The organism is Variovorax sp. WDL1, from assembly GCF_001541225.1.
Lineage (GTDB): Bacteria > Pseudomonadota > Gammaproteobacteria > Burkholderiales > Burkholderiaceae_C > Variovorax.
Map to the genome: position 1 here is coordinate 12,579 of NZ_LMTS01000271.1, position 15,187 is coordinate 27,765.

Annotated in this window: 16 protein-coding genes; 9 read left to right on the forward strand and 7 right to left on the reverse strand. The window is 64.1% G+C overall.

The genetic code is table 11. From position 1 onward, the window contains the following. The 5 genes from APY03_RS33170 to APY03_RS33190 form a co-directional block, all read left to right on the forward strand. The coding region (locus APY03_RS33170; RefSeq protein ID WP_198161343.1) for an ATP-binding protein at positions 1–843 on the forward strand (843 nt) is incomplete at its 5' end. Positions 844–872: 29 nt separating this feature from the next. Next, positions 873–3,272 carry a hypothetical protein gene (locus tag APY03_RS33175; protein ID WP_157103492.1) on the forward strand — a complete coding sequence of 800 codons (2,400 nt, stop codon included), beginning with the start codon at positions 873–875 and terminating at the stop codon, positions 3,270–3,272. Between the two features lie 16 nt (positions 3,273–3,288). Beyond that, positions 3,289–4,116: a thymidylate synthase gene (locus APY03_RS33180; RefSeq protein ID WP_174262856.1), complete on the forward strand. Its 828-nt coding sequence runs from the start codon at positions 3,289–3,291 to the stop codon at positions 4,114–4,116. A 54-nt stretch (positions 4,117–4,170) separates the two neighbouring features. After that, on the forward strand, positions 4,171–4,809 hold the full coding sequence (locus tag APY03_RS33185; protein WP_068683985.1) for a hypothetical protein: 639 nt from the start codon (positions 4,171–4,173) through the stop codon (positions 4,807–4,809). Then, positions 4,806–5,162: a hypothetical protein gene (locus tag APY03_RS33190; protein WP_068683987.1), complete on the forward strand. Its 357-nt coding sequence runs from the start codon at positions 4,806–4,808 to the stop codon at positions 5,160–5,162. Before APY03_RS33185 ends, APY03_RS33190 begins: the two co-directional genes overlap by 4 nt. A 79-nt stretch (positions 5,163–5,241) precedes the next feature. On the opposite strand, the gene APY03_RS33195 is transcribed toward APY03_RS33190, so the two are convergent. After that, positions 5,242–5,847, reverse strand: a complete 606-nt coding sequence (locus APY03_RS33195; protein WP_068683989.1) for a DUF6036 family nucleotidyltransferase — start codon at positions 5,845–5,847, stop codon at positions 5,242–5,244. Then, positions 5,828–6,136 carry a hypothetical protein gene (locus APY03_RS41985; protein WP_146039610.1) on the reverse strand — a complete coding sequence of 103 codons (309 nt, stop codon included), beginning with the start codon at positions 6,134–6,136 and terminating at the stop codon, positions 5,828–5,830. Before APY03_RS41985 ends, APY03_RS33195 begins: the two co-directional genes overlap by 20 nt. A gap of 105 nt (positions 6,137–6,241) precedes the next feature. Between APY03_RS41985 and APY03_RS33200 the strand changes: the two genes are divergently transcribed. The 4 genes from APY03_RS33200 (at position 6,242) to APY03_RS33215 (ending at position 9,292) form a co-directional block, all read left to right on the forward strand. Further along, positions 6,242–7,327, forward strand: coding sequence for an IS630 family transposase (locus APY03_RS33200; protein WP_068684139.1), 1,086 nt, complete (start codon positions 6,242–6,244; stop codon positions 7,325–7,327). A 135-nt stretch (positions 7,328–7,462) separates the two neighbouring features. Next, the gene (locus APY03_RS42900; protein WP_068683990.1) at positions 7,463–8,017 is read left to right on the forward strand and encodes a hypothetical protein; all 555 of its coding nucleotides are present in this window, start codon (positions 7,463–7,465) and stop codon (positions 8,015–8,017) included. A 7-nt stretch (positions 8,018–8,024) separates the two neighbouring features. Beyond that, the gene (locus APY03_RS33210) at positions 8,025–8,813 is read left to right on the forward strand and encodes a DUF262 domain-containing protein (protein WP_068683991.1); all 789 of its coding nucleotides are present in this window, start codon (positions 8,025–8,027) and stop codon (positions 8,811–8,813) included. Positions 8,814–8,833: 20 nt separating this feature from the next. Next, complete coding sequence (locus tag APY03_RS33215; protein ID WP_068683992.1) at positions 8,834–9,292, forward strand: hypothetical protein; 459 nt, start codon at positions 8,834–8,836, stop codon at positions 9,290–9,292. 14 nt (positions 9,293–9,306) lie between these two features. Here APY03_RS33215 and APY03_RS33220 read toward each other — a convergent pair whose 3' ends face one another. The 5 genes from APY03_RS33220 to APY03_RS44900 all read right to left on the reverse strand — a co-directional run. After that, a complete protein-coding gene (locus tag APY03_RS33220; protein WP_083944725.1) occupies positions 9,307–10,926 on the reverse strand; it encodes a Fic family protein in 1,620 nt (539 codons plus the stop codon). 161 nt (positions 10,927–11,087) lie between these two features. Next, the gene (locus tag APY03_RS33225) at positions 11,088–12,014 is read right to left on the reverse strand and encodes an SOS response-associated peptidase family protein (RefSeq protein WP_068683994.1); all 927 of its coding nucleotides are present in this window, start codon (positions 12,012–12,014) and stop codon (positions 11,088–11,090) included. Positions 12,015–12,087: 73 nt separating this feature from the next. Further along, positions 12,088–12,288, reverse strand: a complete 201-nt coding sequence (locus APY03_RS41990; protein WP_146039612.1) for a hypothetical protein — start codon at positions 12,286–12,288, stop codon at positions 12,088–12,090. Positions 12,289–12,375: 87 nt separating this feature from the next. Then, positions 12,376–13,722 (reverse strand): type II toxin-antitoxin system HipA family toxin, encoded by a 1,347-nt coding sequence (locus APY03_RS33230; RefSeq protein ID WP_232324505.1) that lies wholly within the window; start codon positions 13,720–13,722, stop codon positions 12,376–12,378. A gap of 8 nt (positions 13,723–13,730) precedes the next feature. After that, positions 13,731–15,187 (reverse strand): Fic family protein (locus APY03_RS44900; protein ID WP_232324506.1); only part of this gene is annotated, 1,457 nt, incomplete at its 5' end.

The window sequence follows — 15,187 nt, forward strand, 5'->3', positions numbered from 1 at the left end:
CTGGCGGTCGGGGTGGGCCCTCGCGGCTGTGGGAAGACCAACATCGGGCAGCTCATTGGCGAACAGCTTGCAGACCAGGGCTGGGTGGTTGTGGTCTTCGATCCCGAGCGCGAGATGGAGCTGATGTACGGCGACGCGGTTGAGAACGAGGAAGAGCTGCGCCAGTGCCTGGAGAAACGGGACCGGAAGATCGTTGTGGTCCGAGCGGCCAATGCAGCGGAATTCGTGCCCTATGGCCGGGTGGTTCTGGACGTGGCGGACCGCATTCGCAAGCCGCTCTTCGTTGTCATCGACGAAGGCCAACTCTTCAGTGCGTCGCGCAAGCGCTCGGAGAGCATCGGTGAAGCAGCCGACATCATCAACGAATTCGTCGGCCGAGGCCGCAAGCGAGCGCTGGACCTGTACGTCACCGCCCTGCGCTACACCGGCAGCGTGCACCGCCTGATTTTTGCGAACAAGAACCTCACGTTCATCGGATGCCAGGAAGATGCCGCCGCCTGGTCGGCGCTGGCGCCGCAGTTCAAGTCGTCCGGGATCGACTTCGGCGATCTGAGCGCCCTGGCCCCAGGCGAGTTCTTCTGCCTCAGCCGGCGCGGCATCGAGAAGGTCAGAACGCCAATGGCCGAGGCACTCAAGCGGGTGGCGCCGGCGGCCAAGGCAGTCAAGCGGGCGCTACCCGCGACCTTCAGCCAATGGGACCGTGCGATGCGGGGCATCTCAACGGCTCGGCTCAATGCGCTGACCGATCCGGTGATGACCTTGCTGGGCAAGGTGGCCGGGCTGTCCCAGAAGCAGATGCTGGCGGGTCAATCCGCGCTGCAGGACGAACTCGAGGCTCGTTGACGATGGCCAAGAGCGACGTGAGCCCGGGCATGGACTTCCAGGGCATGGAGCGCGGCGGTGATCTGTCGACGGATCCCGCGGATGAGAAGCTGGCGTGGCAGCGCTTCGTGCTGAGCCACGGTTTGGGCTCGCTGAACCGCGATTTGGCGGCGGTGCTCGGCCGCACCATCCCAGAGATCGAGAGCTTGAAGCAGTCGCTGGGGAGCCATGGCGGGCGCGCCGCGCGCAGGGGCAGGAAGGGATTCGAGGAGCTGTTCGGGCTCTGGCATGGTCGCCCGCCCCAGGACGCCGAGTGGCGCCTGCCGCAGCTTTATGCGCGCAGACAATCCTACGAGTGGTTGCCCCCCGAGCTCGCGCTCCTGGCCACGTTGGTGGGGCAGATGGGTCCGACCGAAATCGCTCGGGTCCTGACGACACGCCTGCAGGCGCTCACCGGCGACGCCAGAGCAACTCGCGATCGCATGTCCGTGCAGAACCAAGTCGCGCGCATGGGTCTCACGATGTCCGACGTGCTCGGCGGCATCACCGTGGCCGCGGCCGGCCGCGAAGTGGGCTCGTACACCCTTGTGCACCAGGCCATCCGAAACCACCTGCTGAAGGCGAGGCGCGTAGGTCGCCAGTGGGTCATCCCGCATAAGACGTGGGCGGAATGGAAGGCCAAAATCTCGGCACCACCAGAAGGGTATGTGCAACTGAGCACGCTGAAGGCGCCCCTCGGCATTGCCTCTGACAAGCTCAGCGAGTTCGCCCGCATGGGCTACGTGCCCGGGGGCATTCAGGTAAAGCCTTTCGGCACGAAGGGCGTGCACACAAGTCAATTCGGCAGCTGGTACGTGCCAAAGGAAACCGCAGAACGATTGCTCGCGGATCGCCGCGCGGGGAATCCCATGCCATGGCACGGGAAGCCCCTGCTGGACAATCTCAAGGTCACCTACCGCCTATGGCAGGAGCGTCAGCATCCGAAGGGGTGCGCGACTTGCGCGCAGATCTGGGGTGACGCAGGGCTGCCGCGGAACTTCGAGGACTACATCGCTCGATATCCCGCACTCGATCACGGAGCGAAGCGACATCTGACGATGGTCTGGAACCCGGGCCTGACCATCGCCGAAACAGCCCGGCACGCCGGCCGCACGGAGCAGGCGGTGCGCCGCGCGATCGCCAGCGGGATGCTGGCTGCCACCAGGCTCGGCGGCACCCAGCATGTCACCCGCACCGATGCGACGCGCTGGATCGCGCGCAAGTGCCCAACTGGCGAGGGCGAAAAGTCATGGGTCTCGATCGAGACCGCGATGAAGCAGTACCTCTTCACGCGTGCCGAACTGGACGGCTTCGTCAAACGCGGGGCGCTCAAGGCCAAGGTCGGTACGGCCGGAGACATGCGCGGGAAACACTACGTGTCGCGCCACCAGTGCGCGCAGTTGCGCGAAAAGACGGGGTTCACCGAAGACCAGGCGGCGGCGCGTGCGAAGGTGACCGTGCCTGAGCTGCGATCGCTTCTCAATGGCGTGAACTGGCGCGGCGCCGAGGGAATTCCTCTGGCGACATTGCAGGCCGTTATCAAACGCACTCGCAGCCGCCGGGGACTCACCGTCGAGCAGGCTGCCGATGCGCTGGGTGCGACCGCCGCTTGGGTCACCGAACGGGTCGCGGACGGCACCATCACCGTCAAGCGCAACAAGTGGGATGACCGCCTCTACCTCACCGAACCGATGCTCCAACGGTTGCGCACGGTCCAGTTTCAACCTGTGAAGCGCGTGCGGTCGGCGCACGAATGGAGGCGCTTGTCGGAGGCAGCGGGCCTCGCCGGCGTGTCCACGACCACGCTCAGCAGGTGGGGCGAGGCAGGCGATGTCCGGCGCATGCTCGAGCCCAGTGGCTGGCACTACCACCTGGCCGACGTGCGCGCACGGGCGCGGCTGTACTGGAAGACCGTGCGCTACAAGCGCGCCCGTCCACCGGCCTGGCTTTGCGCCGAACAGGAGCCGACAGGTCTCGCCGGGACTGCATCCGGAGCGCCAGTAGCCTCGAGCTCGGCAGCCCTGAAGTGCGGGTCGGCCGAGCCTTGCAGCGCGCCCGCGACCGCTTTCGCGGAGGCCCTTTGCGCATGGATCGCAGCGACGAAGATCTTCCTGAACCCACTCAAGGCCTTGCGCGCGCAACGCCTTGCTCTCGACGGGGTGCCGAGAGAGGAACCGTCGGCGCTTCGCAGTGCACTCGCCAAGAAGTACGCCAGGCTGGTCGACCTCGATCTGGTGTCACTCGATGATCTCGACGTCGAGGACCGCTTCGAAGCGATCAGGCAGGCCCTTGACTTCATCGGGGTCGCAGATCGCCACCTCGATGGTGCGCAGCGGAACCAGGTCCTGGCCGCTCTTGGCGATCGCCTGGGCGATCGCGTGCGAGCCATCTCTCAGCTTTCCGCCTATTGATTCCCCAAAACGAATGATGAACACGATCCAGACCCAATACGAAGACTACCTGCGCCACGTCGACACGCATGGCGTGCGCAAAAGCGATCGCACGGGTACCGGCACCAAGAGCGTGTTCGGCTACCAGATGCGCTTCGACTTGACCAAGGGCTTCCCGCTCGTCACCACGAAGAAGGTGCACATGCGGTCCATCATCCAGGAACTGCTCTGGTTCCTCACCGGCTCCAGCAGCAACAACTGGCTCAAGGAACGTGGCGTCACGATCTGGGACGAATGGGCGCGCGAAGATGGGGACCTTGGTCCCGTGTACGGTGTGCAGTGGCGCAGCTGGCCGACTCCGGACGGTGGCCACATAGATCAGATCAAGGACGTGATCGACACCCTCAAGAGCAACCCTGACTCGCGCCGCATCATCGTGAGCGCCTGGAACGTGGCGGACCTGTCCAAGATGGCGCTGATGCCTTGCCATGCGCTATTTCAGTTCTACGTGGCGCCGGCGCAAGAGCCAGGTGGGCGGGGCAAGCTCAGCTGCCAGCTCTACCAGCGGTCGGCTGACTCATTCCTTGGGGTCCCGTTCAACATCGCGAGCTACGCGCTCCTCACGCACATGGTGGCCCAGCAATGCGACCTCGACGTCCAGGACTTCATCTGGACCGGCGGGGACTGCCATGTGTACAGCAACCACGGCGAGCAGGTGGCGCTGCAGCTCGCACGAGAGCCGCGCGCGTTCCCCACGCTCGTGCTCAAGCGCAGGCCCGCGTCGATATTCGAGTACGAGCTCGACGACTTCGACATTGTGGGCTACGAGCCGCATCCCGCGATCAAGGCCCCAGTCGCGGTCTGACGCGAGAAGGAAAGCCATGAGCCTGCACCCGACGACCCACTACCGCTGGAAAGAATGACCGCGCCCTCATACACAGGCATCGGCTCGCGCTCGACGCCTCCCGAGCAGCTGCTACGCCTGCGCGATCTGGCTGCGATGCTCGCCCGCGAAGGCTACGAGCTGCGCTCGGGCGGCGCTGACGGCGCTGACACCGCATGCGAGGAGGGATGCGACCTCGCCGGCGGCGCAAAGTCGATCTGGCTGCCTTGGCCAGGCTTTCAGAACCGGTGGCCCAATCCCGCGCATAGGACGTTCCTTCCTCTGACTCGGGCGTTCGAGATCGCTGAGCAGTTGCACCCGAGGTGGCCGTTCCTCACGCGCGGCCCGAGGGCTCTCCATGCTCGCAACACGCACCAGTGCCTCGGGCACACCTTGGATGATCCATCCGAGTTCGCCCTGTGCTGGACCGCCGACGGCGCGCAGAGCGAGGCGGACGTGAACTCGAAGACCGGCGGCACAGGAACGGCGATTCGCCTCTCCTCACAGCGCGGGATGCCTGTCTTCAACCTGGCGCGCGAGGGCGCAGAGGATGCGCTGCTCGCCTTTCTGGCGCAGCGCCGCGCGGAACGCCTGGCCGCCCAGGGTGATGCCGACACCCCGCGAGAGGAGGAGGCCGAGCCGCGCCAAAACATACTGAGGTTCCCAACGCGATGACAAGCAAAGCTGCCGTCTACCTCACCGATGACCGCGACCTGCGCGACGACGAGCTGCGCACCCTTGTGATCTTCCAAGGAGGCAACGGCGACTGGTACGTTCAGGTGGGAAACCGGCATGGCCGCGCCACGGACGGCGTGAGGCTCTGCACCTCGGGAGGCGCATCAAGCCACGCCCCGGGTCTGACCGTGGCGATCGCCAGCGCCTACCGCGCGATCATTGCAGCGCAGCGCGGTGAGCTCGCGCCTCCCTCTCGCGTGGACCTCGAAGAGGAAGTCGAAGCCTGGCGTGCGGCGTTCCCCAAGCACCAGTTCGAGTTCGGATCCATTGTCCGCAAGCCTGAGGGCGCCTGACCGATGCTTGGAACGAACAAACACCTCTGGGGCGATCGCGGCATCGGCCTGACTATGGAACGGTCCTGCGCAACTTCGTTTACTTGATTCCAGTGGCGGCCGCCGAGCGAGACTCCAGCTCCTCAATGTCCTTGCACACGATGTCGATCGTTGTTTTCAAACGCCGGACATTCCCGACGATATAGCTCGCGGCCGTTTCTGCGCGCTGTCGGAACTCGTCAGCCGTGAAGTATGCGTGCTTGGCCAACTCGAGGATGTCGCCTCGATCGTTTCCTTCAAATCGGCCCAGCTTCGAAACCGCAAGGTCGACGGGGGAGAGGACCTTTAACTTGACCAGACGCCGCTCGTTCTCGATGCCTTCCCACTCCTGCGAGTCGTCCTCGAAGTCCTCGTGCATCGGAGCCAGCTTGGCGGAGTAGGTCGGGTCAAAGTAGAGCTGCGTGGGCTTGCCGCTGGCGTCAACGAAATCCACCATCAGCTCTTTGTGATCGAGCGCCATCCTGCGAGAGAAGCTCGCGTCCACGTCGGCGGTAAAGCGGCTCCCGCAGTAGTAGTTGACGGCTAGTCCACCCGCCAAGTACATGATGATCGGCTCGCCTTCGTACCCGTTCTCACGCAAAGTGGCATCGATTCTGTCGAGCATTGTCGAAAGTGCCGAGGCCAGTTCAGGGGTGGCGTGGTTCATGGGTGATCCTGGTCTTGAGCATGTGGTCGAGCCGGCTGCAATTGAACTCCACCGCCCTTGCCCGTTCGGAGAATTTACCAACCGATCCAGGTGACAGGCGCTCAGCGACGCGAAAGAGGGAGTCCGCATGGCCGTACCAGTAACCTCCCGCAAGAAAAAGCGCGGTCGCTGCAACTTCATCACTGCTAACAGGTCCAGTCGCCGCAAACTTCAACCAGTCTTCCTCACGAAAGTGACGGTTCTGGGCGGCGCTGAAGGCCAAAAGCTGTTCCTCATTATCTCGAGTCATGCGCCAATGTTAGGGGAGATTGCGAGCGAAGCGCTAGTGCAGTGCGCTCGAAATAATTGAACTTATGTGATGCGGCACACTCCGACCTTGACGGAGGTCGCCGCCATGCGCATTGCCCCAAAGATCGAACTGGATGCCGTTGCCCAACGAGAGTTGACGGCGTTGGCGCGGCGAGGCCGTATCGAGGCTCGTGTGCAGCAAAGGGCCAAGGTCGTGTTGCTGGCCGCTCAGGGCTGGCAGAACAAGGACATCGCCTCCGAGGTCGATCTGGATCGGCGCCAGGTGGCCTTGTGGCGCCAGCGCTTCCTGGAAGGCGGGGTGGAGGCCCTGATGCACGATGCGCCGCGCCCCGGGCGCACCCCCAGCGTGACCACCGCCGAGTTTGAATCGAACATCGTGGACAAGACGCTGCATGACAGACCCATTGCTGCCACGCACTGGAGCACGCGCACGCTGGCCGCGCAACTCGGCGTGGGGCCGACGACGATTCGGCGCGTGTGGCAGCGCAATGGCCTGAAGCCGCATCGGCAGAGCAGCTTCAAGCTCTCGCGGGACCCGCGCTTCGAGGACAAGCTGCTGGACGTCGTGGGCCTGTACCTGAACCCGCCCGAGCGCGCCCTGGTTCTGAGCTGCGATGAAAAGAGTCAGATTCAGGCGCTCAACCGCACCCAGCCGGGCTTGCCGATGAAGAAAGGCCGCGCCGGCACCGTCACGCACGACTACAAGCGCCACGGCACGACCACGCTGTTCGCTGCCTTGAACACCCTGGACGGCACCGTGATCTCGATGTGCCAGCAGCAACACCGGCACGCGGAGTGGCTGCAGTTCCTGCGCCTGATCCAGCGCAAGACGCCCAAGCACCTGCAGTTGCACCTGATCGTGGACAACTACGGCACGCACACGCACCCCGACGTGCAGGCCTGGCTGGCCCGGCACCCGCGCTTCGTCATGCACTTCACGCCCACGAGTGCGTCGTGGCTGAACATGGTCGAGCGCTTCTTCCGCGACATCTCGGAGAACCGCATCCGGCGCGACAGCTTCACCAGCGTGCCCGAACTGGAATTGGCGATCGATCTCTATGTCGAGCACCACAACGCCAATCCCAAGCCGTTCCTCTGGACCGCGAGCGCCAACGACATCCTGGCCAAGGTCACGCGGGCCAAGGCCGCGCTGGCAAGGAGCACAAGATAAGTACATATCTGAGTGGCGCACTACACTAGGTGGATTGCACTTCGCTGGTGTGAGCCCATGCCTGCGGGCCAAACGGTCACGGTCAGGGTCAAAAACATCGCACACCAAGAGCCGATAGCCCGAGAGAATTCGGGCATGCAATCCTATGAGTTGATGACCGCAGCCCGGTCCCGCGGATGGCTGGCGCTGTGCGCTGGTGTGGCGCGTGAGACGCTGCAGCTGGCGGGACACGGCCCCACGGACAGTTTCGTCCCACACGAGGACGAATTCTTCGCTAGCCCCATGAAGGCCGGCGCTCTCGGCCTGCTGCTGCAATGGGCGTGCGAGGACAACGAGAGCTACGCCGCCACCTTCGGCCCGATCGCCTTCAGCGAATCAGCCTTGTGCCCCTTCCACCAAGACGGCATCGGCTTCGCGGTGAACGTGGTCCGCAACGGGATGCTGGACGACTGGGAGATCTTTGCGCACTGGGGGCAGGGCGGCTACGTGATCGTGCCCGACTGGCAGCGCCAGGACGCCGATCGACGCTTCGACTTCGCCTGGGCGCCGGACTGGCTGTACCGCCGGTGTGGCGGCGCGCGCGATGCGGCCGAACTGCCGGGCGACGTCCGTGATGCGCTGCACGTCCGAGCGATCGAGCTCGCAGTGGCGGACGGCAGCGAGGAACTGGCCGAAGCGCCACGGGGATAGCCGCATCATGACCATTCGAACCATGCCCAGGCCCGGCATCACGCCGCACATCGCGCCGATGACCATCAGCGCGCTCGTCAACGACCTCAAGCAGTTCGACCCGAGCAAGGCTCAGAGGGAGTATCCCTGGGCGAGTCGCTTCGTGATGGGACTGCCGCTCGCGCCATGGCAGCGCGAGTTCAAGTGGTCCGATGACCAGGCCCGCCGCTTCATCCACAGCGCCTGGACTGGCGTGCACCTCGGGACCTACGTCGTCACCGATTTGGAGTTGCGGCCGGAGGTCGATGGCTTTCGCGGCATTGAGTTCCTCCCTTTGGCGAATTGCGTGATCGATGGCCAGCAGCGTCTGAAGGCGCTGGAGATGTACCTCACCGATCAGCTCGCCGTTCCGGACAGTGAGGGGACTCTCGCGCTTTGGTCGGAAGTCGATGCGCGTGATCGTCGGCGATTCCAGGGCACGATCTTCTCGCGCAGCATGATTCGCGAGCGAGACGAGACGAAGCTGCGCGAGCTCTACGACGTCATGAATTTCGGGGGGGTCAGGCACGAGGAGCACGAGCGCGCGCTGCCGCACCCGCATCTCGTTCGAGTGGGCAGCGAGTTTTTCATCGATCGTTCCGGCACCGCCACCCTCACGACTGCCGAGGACCAGGCGCGACACGAAGCGATCTTCAGGTATTCGCGCAGCCGATCGCCGGCGGCCGAACTCGTCCGGGCACACCTCGACGGCAGCGACGCAGGCGCAGAGGATGAAATGGTCGGAGAGGACGCGGAGGACGCCCCGCGCCCGCGCTGATGCCACACCACAATAGAGACATGGCCATCCGCCTTTTCCATGGCACCACCGAGCAGTTCGATGCCTTCGACACGAGCTGCATGCTCGGCGCCCACTTCGGCACGGCCGCCGCGGCCGAAGCACGGCTGCGCGACGTTGCCGGAGGGCAGGGCGAGGTGCGGGAGTACGAGATCACGTTCCAGAACGCCCTGGAGATCGTCGATCTGGGCACCTGGAAGTTTCCTTCGGTCCTGCGAGAACTGCGCTCCAAGGGCGTCCTGAGCGCGGCGCAGGTGGATGCTGCGTATGAGGCGAACAACCGTAGCGATGCGGCCGGGTCGGCGTTCGTGAAGGATGCGCTGCGGGCGGCGGGCTACGACGCGTTGCGGTATTCCAACCTGGTCGAGGACGCCGGGAGCGAGAGCTTCATCGTGCTGGAGGCCGAGCAGATCACACCGTGCGATGACAATGCATCCAGGCCCTCTATGTGCCGGCCCTGAGGGGCGATAGCGACTCAGCCCCGAGGACGCGACGGTTCTGGTTCCTCGTCTGAAGGCTGGCTTTCGGCGTGAGCGTTCCGGGGGCGATGCAGGCTCTGAGCCACAAACTGCGCAAAGGGCTTGATGTCGCCGTCACGACTCGCGGAGTTCAGCGCATCCATGTACCGATTCCGGTCTTCAAGTCGCAGGACCGTCCAAGGGAAGCCGCCGGAGGCGAGCATCGAGTTCATGATGAAGCGACCGATCCGGCCATTCCCGTCCATGTACGGGTGGATGAACACGAACATGAAGTGGCCGAGCACAGCGCGCACCGAAGCTCGAGGTTCTTTGCCAAGCAGCTCGAAGAATACGGGCATCATGTCGCGCACGGCCTCACGCGATGGGGGAACATGGGCCGCGTTGCGGATGTAGACCTGATGGCCCCGATAACCGGCCAGATCTGCCGGCGCGAGCAGGCCCGCCGTCACGCTGGGCGAAAACATCGCCCGGAACCAGTCGCCGTGGTCACCCTTCAAGACATCGCCTGGGTTTGCCCCGTCGAAGATTCGACGGATGGACTTGATCACTTCATTGTGCGCGAGCCAATAGCCGCGCGCCGCCATCGCATCTCTTGAGCGACGGTCCTCTTCGTGGCTGATTTCGTCCCACTTGCCACTCGCCACATGTTCGATGAGCTGGGGCGTGACCCGGTAGCCTTCGATGGAGAGTGAGTGGTATGCGTCGGTCACGTAGGCGTCTTCAACCGCCCGCATGAACGCGGCAACATCGCTGGGCTGACCTGGCTCCTCCTCTGGGAAAGTCCGTGCGACATCGTCTCGCATGGCGCTCCACATGAGGCGCAATCGGGAGACATGTGGAGATTCGACCCTATCACCCAGATTGACCTGGGGTGCGACATCAAAGGGGTTTGCCTCAATGACCTGGTTGCCCAACGATCGCATGAATCCCAGGATGTCGTCGGCAACAGCCACACGACCCACCGCGCGGAACGCCCCGACAAGTCGCCCGGCAACGGTGCTGTGGTTGCCCTCGGCGAGCACCCGGCTGACCTCTGATGCGTCAGTGACAGACAGCAGAGCGATCTGGGCATCCTGCGGCGAGGACCTGAAGAAGTTCTCTGGAACCTTGAGCAATGCTTGCACCAGCGTCATGGTGCGGATGCCCCCGACGCTGTCCCGCCTGTCGGCAGCCGGAAAGTCCCTCGCCTGGTAGTCCATCAGCGAGAACCCGTCTGGCAGCGCGAGGACGCCGTTTTTTGCCTCCGGCGAGTGCACGATCACCTGTTTGGGCAGCAGGGTGGATCCAGCGTGCAGGCGCAAGGAATAGTCGGCCGAGACGCACCATTCGGATCCGAAGCGCGCGTTGCAATACGCCGCGAGAAAATCCTTCAGTGCGGCGATCCACGGCGTCGTATCACCAGCCGCGGCGGCCGGGCTGGCAGACATGTACCAGCCCTGAATCACAGTTTGAAGGTAGCCAGCCTGTAGCAGGGCTTCACGGGTCTGACGCGTGAACTGGGCGGTGTGAAACACATTGGCGCCGCTCTGTTGCAACGCGTGGAGCGCCTCAAGCGCCTGCGCCAAGCGCCGCTGTGCCGGCGTGGCTCTGTTGTTTTGACGGGTATTGGTGGCCATGCGTAGCGGCGACCGCCCACGTGATATCGGTTGCTAGGTTTTATTGTAATTGATTGCTAGGTTTTTGTGCTGTCCTGCTGCTAGATTTCTTTGCAACGAAGCGCTAGGCTTTCCTGCGCGCGCGCTGCAGCTGGAAAGTCGCCGCCCATGCGGGCCGTTCTTCACGCGGCCAAACGATGCTCGTAGTACGGTCGGTCGCGGTCTTCCAGGATCGCGTACTGCGTCGCAAGATTGCTCCGGTCCGGCTGCAGCCAGGCGTCGACGTTCTCGGGCTTGATGGGAACGATGCAGCGATCGTGGCCAGCAGCGGCAACCTCCGGCGGCGGCTCGTCCGTGATCGCAGCAAAGGACAGCAGCTCAGGCTCGTCCCCCGAACCTCGCCAGTGAGACCACAGGCAAGCCACCAGCATGTCCTGCTGCGGCCGCGGGCGGAACTCGAGCACCGCGTTCTCCCCGTCGCGATCCACGTTTTCGTAGAAGGCGTTCACGACCATGATGCCGTGCGAGAACCCGAACAGATCCTTCCAGAAGCCTTCGAGGTTGTCCGAACGCGCGTTGTAGGTGCCCGGGTACTTCGTGTCGTAGAAGGCGGGCTTCCCGGCAGGCCGGCACTGGTACCGCATCGGCTTCATGACGCGCTTGCCGTCCTCCAAGACGATCACCGGAGCGTAGACGCCAGGGAAGATCCGAGCGTCCCTTTCCTTGAGCTCGACGCGGCCAAGGTCCACCAGCTTTCCCTTCGCCGCCTCGATCTTGTTCGTGGCGATCCGGACATCGTCGGTGGCCTTCTTGGTGACCTTGGTCTGCAGGGAGCGCTCGGCATCCGCCAGGCGCTTGCGCTGCTTGAAGAGGTCCTGCTCGAGCTTCGTTGCTTGGTCGGCGTTGAACTCGTCGATAAGGGCCTTGATCTCCCGCTCGGTGTCCGACTGAGGAGTGAGGAACGCCGCATCCATCACCTTCGGGATCTTGATCCTCGGGTTCGTGCGCCGCTCGAAGTAGATCTTTGCGAACTCTTCGAGCTTGAGGTCGCCACCGAACTGGCGAATGAACCGGGTGAAATCGGCCTTGATCTGGGCGGAATAGCACATGGCGACATTCTGAGGGTGCACCGGCCGGAACGGCAACCCATCCTCACAACCTGGCTGCACCGGGCCACGTACATCAGTGGGCGAGCCGCCGGGCCACAGCTTGCCATCCCGGCCAGTTGCTTGCATCGAATGGGATGAAGCTCTCCACGGCATCCTCCGCCCAATCAGCCAGCGCCTCGCGCTCTGCGTCCGTCATCTTCGGCGCCATTCGAACGATGCGTTCGATGTGGAGCATGTAGGGATGCTGGGCGATAGCTTCATCAATTTCCGTCATGGCGAGCCCGTTGGACGTGATCGACGACAGCGTTGGGGCTGGACTTTGAACTTGGAATTGGACTTGCCATCCGGTGCACTATCTCGGTTAATGCGGGAAATCTTGCGTGCCCCCCCGTGCGACCGGGGCTGGCGCGAGGGCGCCGAGCTCCTGCAGTTGCTTGGCCTGCTTGTCGATGGTTGCCCTGCAAGCCTGAGTCACTTCGGCCTCAACGCCGCAATCCGCAGCGATGGTTGGCAGGTTGGCCACGACCCGAGCGAAGTCGCTTAGCGCTGCGGCGACGATCCTGCGCTCTTCGTCAACGACGTCCAGCGTTTCCACGACCTGCGTCCAGGTACCCTGGACCCGGCCTGCGTCGTCGCGCCAGTGGCAGCTGCGCACGATGACCTCGCTATCGAGGTACATCGGTGCGAAGTCGAACACCGGCGTGAGCTGGACCGTCCCGTCGCAGAGGCGCTGCACGGCCGTGTTGCGCGCGTGGTTGTCCGTGTTGCGCATTGCCAGGTTCAACACGTCGCGCTTGATGAACTCGATGGTTTCCTGCAGCGGATCCGAAACGGCAGCACGCAGGCCGGCGAGCAGCGTTTGCTGGCTCCTAGGGATCCCGAAGCCACGCAGGCCGCAAAGGCTGGCCAGGCTCTCCTGATGGAGTCGATGGACCTGGCCGTTGATCACCTGGCGGTCGAAGCGCCTCACGAACAGCGCCTCGCCGCGCAACTCCGGCGCGGCCATGGTTCGCAAGCCGCAGGCGGCGGCCACGCGCAAATAGGCTGTCTCGTTGCGCAACACGGCGCGGTCGCGCTCGGCGCTGCTACGCGGCAACTTGACCAGCCAGTGCTCGCGCGCACGCTCGTCTGGCAACGCGAGGTCTGGAAACCAGCGCCCGTCTTGATCGGTGCTGAGCAAGAACTTCGGCGCGACGCCCTGAACGCCTGTGGTGCCAGCCGCGAGCATCCCCCGGCTCGCAAGGTGTTCGAAGACGGCTTCGATCCTGCCGCGGACGTCAGCCTCGGCGAAACCAGGGAACGCGCCGCAACTGCGTGCCTGGTCGTCGAAGTAGTCCACAGCGCTCTGGAGGCGCAGGCATCCGATCGGAGCGATGGCGCCAGCCATGACGAGAGGCAGAACCAGGCCGTCGCCGTCGGCAAGTCGAAGCTGCTCGAGCAGATACTGTCGCCCCTTGCCTTGGGGCACCAGGTCGAACAGGAACGACGGTGGCAGGCGGTCGATCTCTGGCCCCATCGGTCCGTCGATGAAAAGGTCCGGCTCGGTGCCGATCGGCATGCCCAACGCCACCGGCCAAGGCGCGGCCTCACCGTGGACGTACTCGGGCAGGTACTCGATGCGGCAGCGGGCTGGGCCGAGCGGCTGCACCGTGGCTGCTGCGCGCCAGCGGCCATCTCGGTGGATCTGGAGCGTCGTGGGCGGGGTCACTGCGAATTTCACCCGCGCGGACCCGTCGAGACTGCCTCGTCCGGATCGCTCTCGTCGTCCAAGTACTGGGGCCATAGCAACTGGTGCTTGACCAAGGACTTCTCGAACGCGTTGCACTTTTTCATCAGATCGATTGTCGAGTCGAGATCGTCGTAGCTGAAGGCTGCAGTCCACCTTTGAATATTCGTCATCGCGTCAAGGTAGGGCTCGGTCCGCGCCGCGCGCGTAAGCTCCCGAAGGCAGTCGAGGTACTGCTCGCGATAAAGCGTTGGCACGATGATCCGAGCCTCACCCACGGCGCTCAGTTCTGAGTTCATGACCAGGCGTGCCAGGCGTCCGTTTCCGTCGTTGAAAGGATGCACTTCCGAGACGATGAACATGGCGAGAAGCGCGCGCGGGAGACCTGCGTCCACGTCGTGCATGAGCAGGCCTGCTTCGCGAAGGGTTCCGACCACTAAGCGCGGCTCGACAAAGGTCGTGTTCCCCGCGACGTTTCGCACGACTTTGAACTCGCCCGGCAACACCTCCGGCCTGGCGGCCATCATCAATGCATGGCGCTCACGCAGAGTTTCCTCGAAGGCTTTGATGTCGGTGACAGCCCGGGCCCGCCACGGGTTGCGTGCCTGGTCGAATACGCCCTTGATGTCATGAGAGTCCTTGGGCCGAAGCGCGCTGATCTTGCCATCGAGCGCGATCGCGCGAGCCTCTCCGATCTCGAACTCGGTCCCTTCAATGAAGTTGCTGAAGTACGACTCGAGGAAGGCGAAATTGGTCGTTGCGGGCGACTCGCCAGCCACGTCCGCGATCCGCGGCAGCTCGTTCACTTTCAAGACCTGAACCAGTTTGTGAAAGACGTCCATGCGCAAGGCGTCGTAGCCCCTGGCCCGGCCGGTGCCATTCGACGTGGCCATCTTTCGATCGGGGCGCGTTCCGAGAATCGCACTCATCAATCGATCGAGCTCCTCCAGGCGCGTCTTGGGCGTGTTCAGCTGCGCGCCGACAACCTTGACGCGCTCCCGCAATTCGACGAAGGCTTGCTCGCCACGAGAGTCGCAGATGGAGATCAGTCGGTCCTCGATCTCCTCCGCACTGATCTTCCGGCTGTATTGCGGATCGTCATCGCGTGGGGCTGGTGCCATCGCATCAAGCAACATCCGGGCTGGGCTCGGGAAGTAGACCTCGCGACCTTGGATCTGGGTGTCGCCGTCGACCGGTCCAGGACCACTCGACACCATGACCTTCAGGCCGGGCAGTTCCATGACCCGTGCATAGCTGCCGCCGGTCAGGTAGATGGTGGGGGCAACCATCCCGTCGAAAGCACTTCGGTACGCGACGACGGTCTTCGGGAAGAGCGCCGCCAGGATTCGCGCCTTCTCCCGCCGGAAGAGGGTTGGCCAGTCGGCTTCGGGCAGAGGAGTGGCGATGCCGCCGCGTACCCGGTGTAGCTCGCCGGCGGCGACCCGCC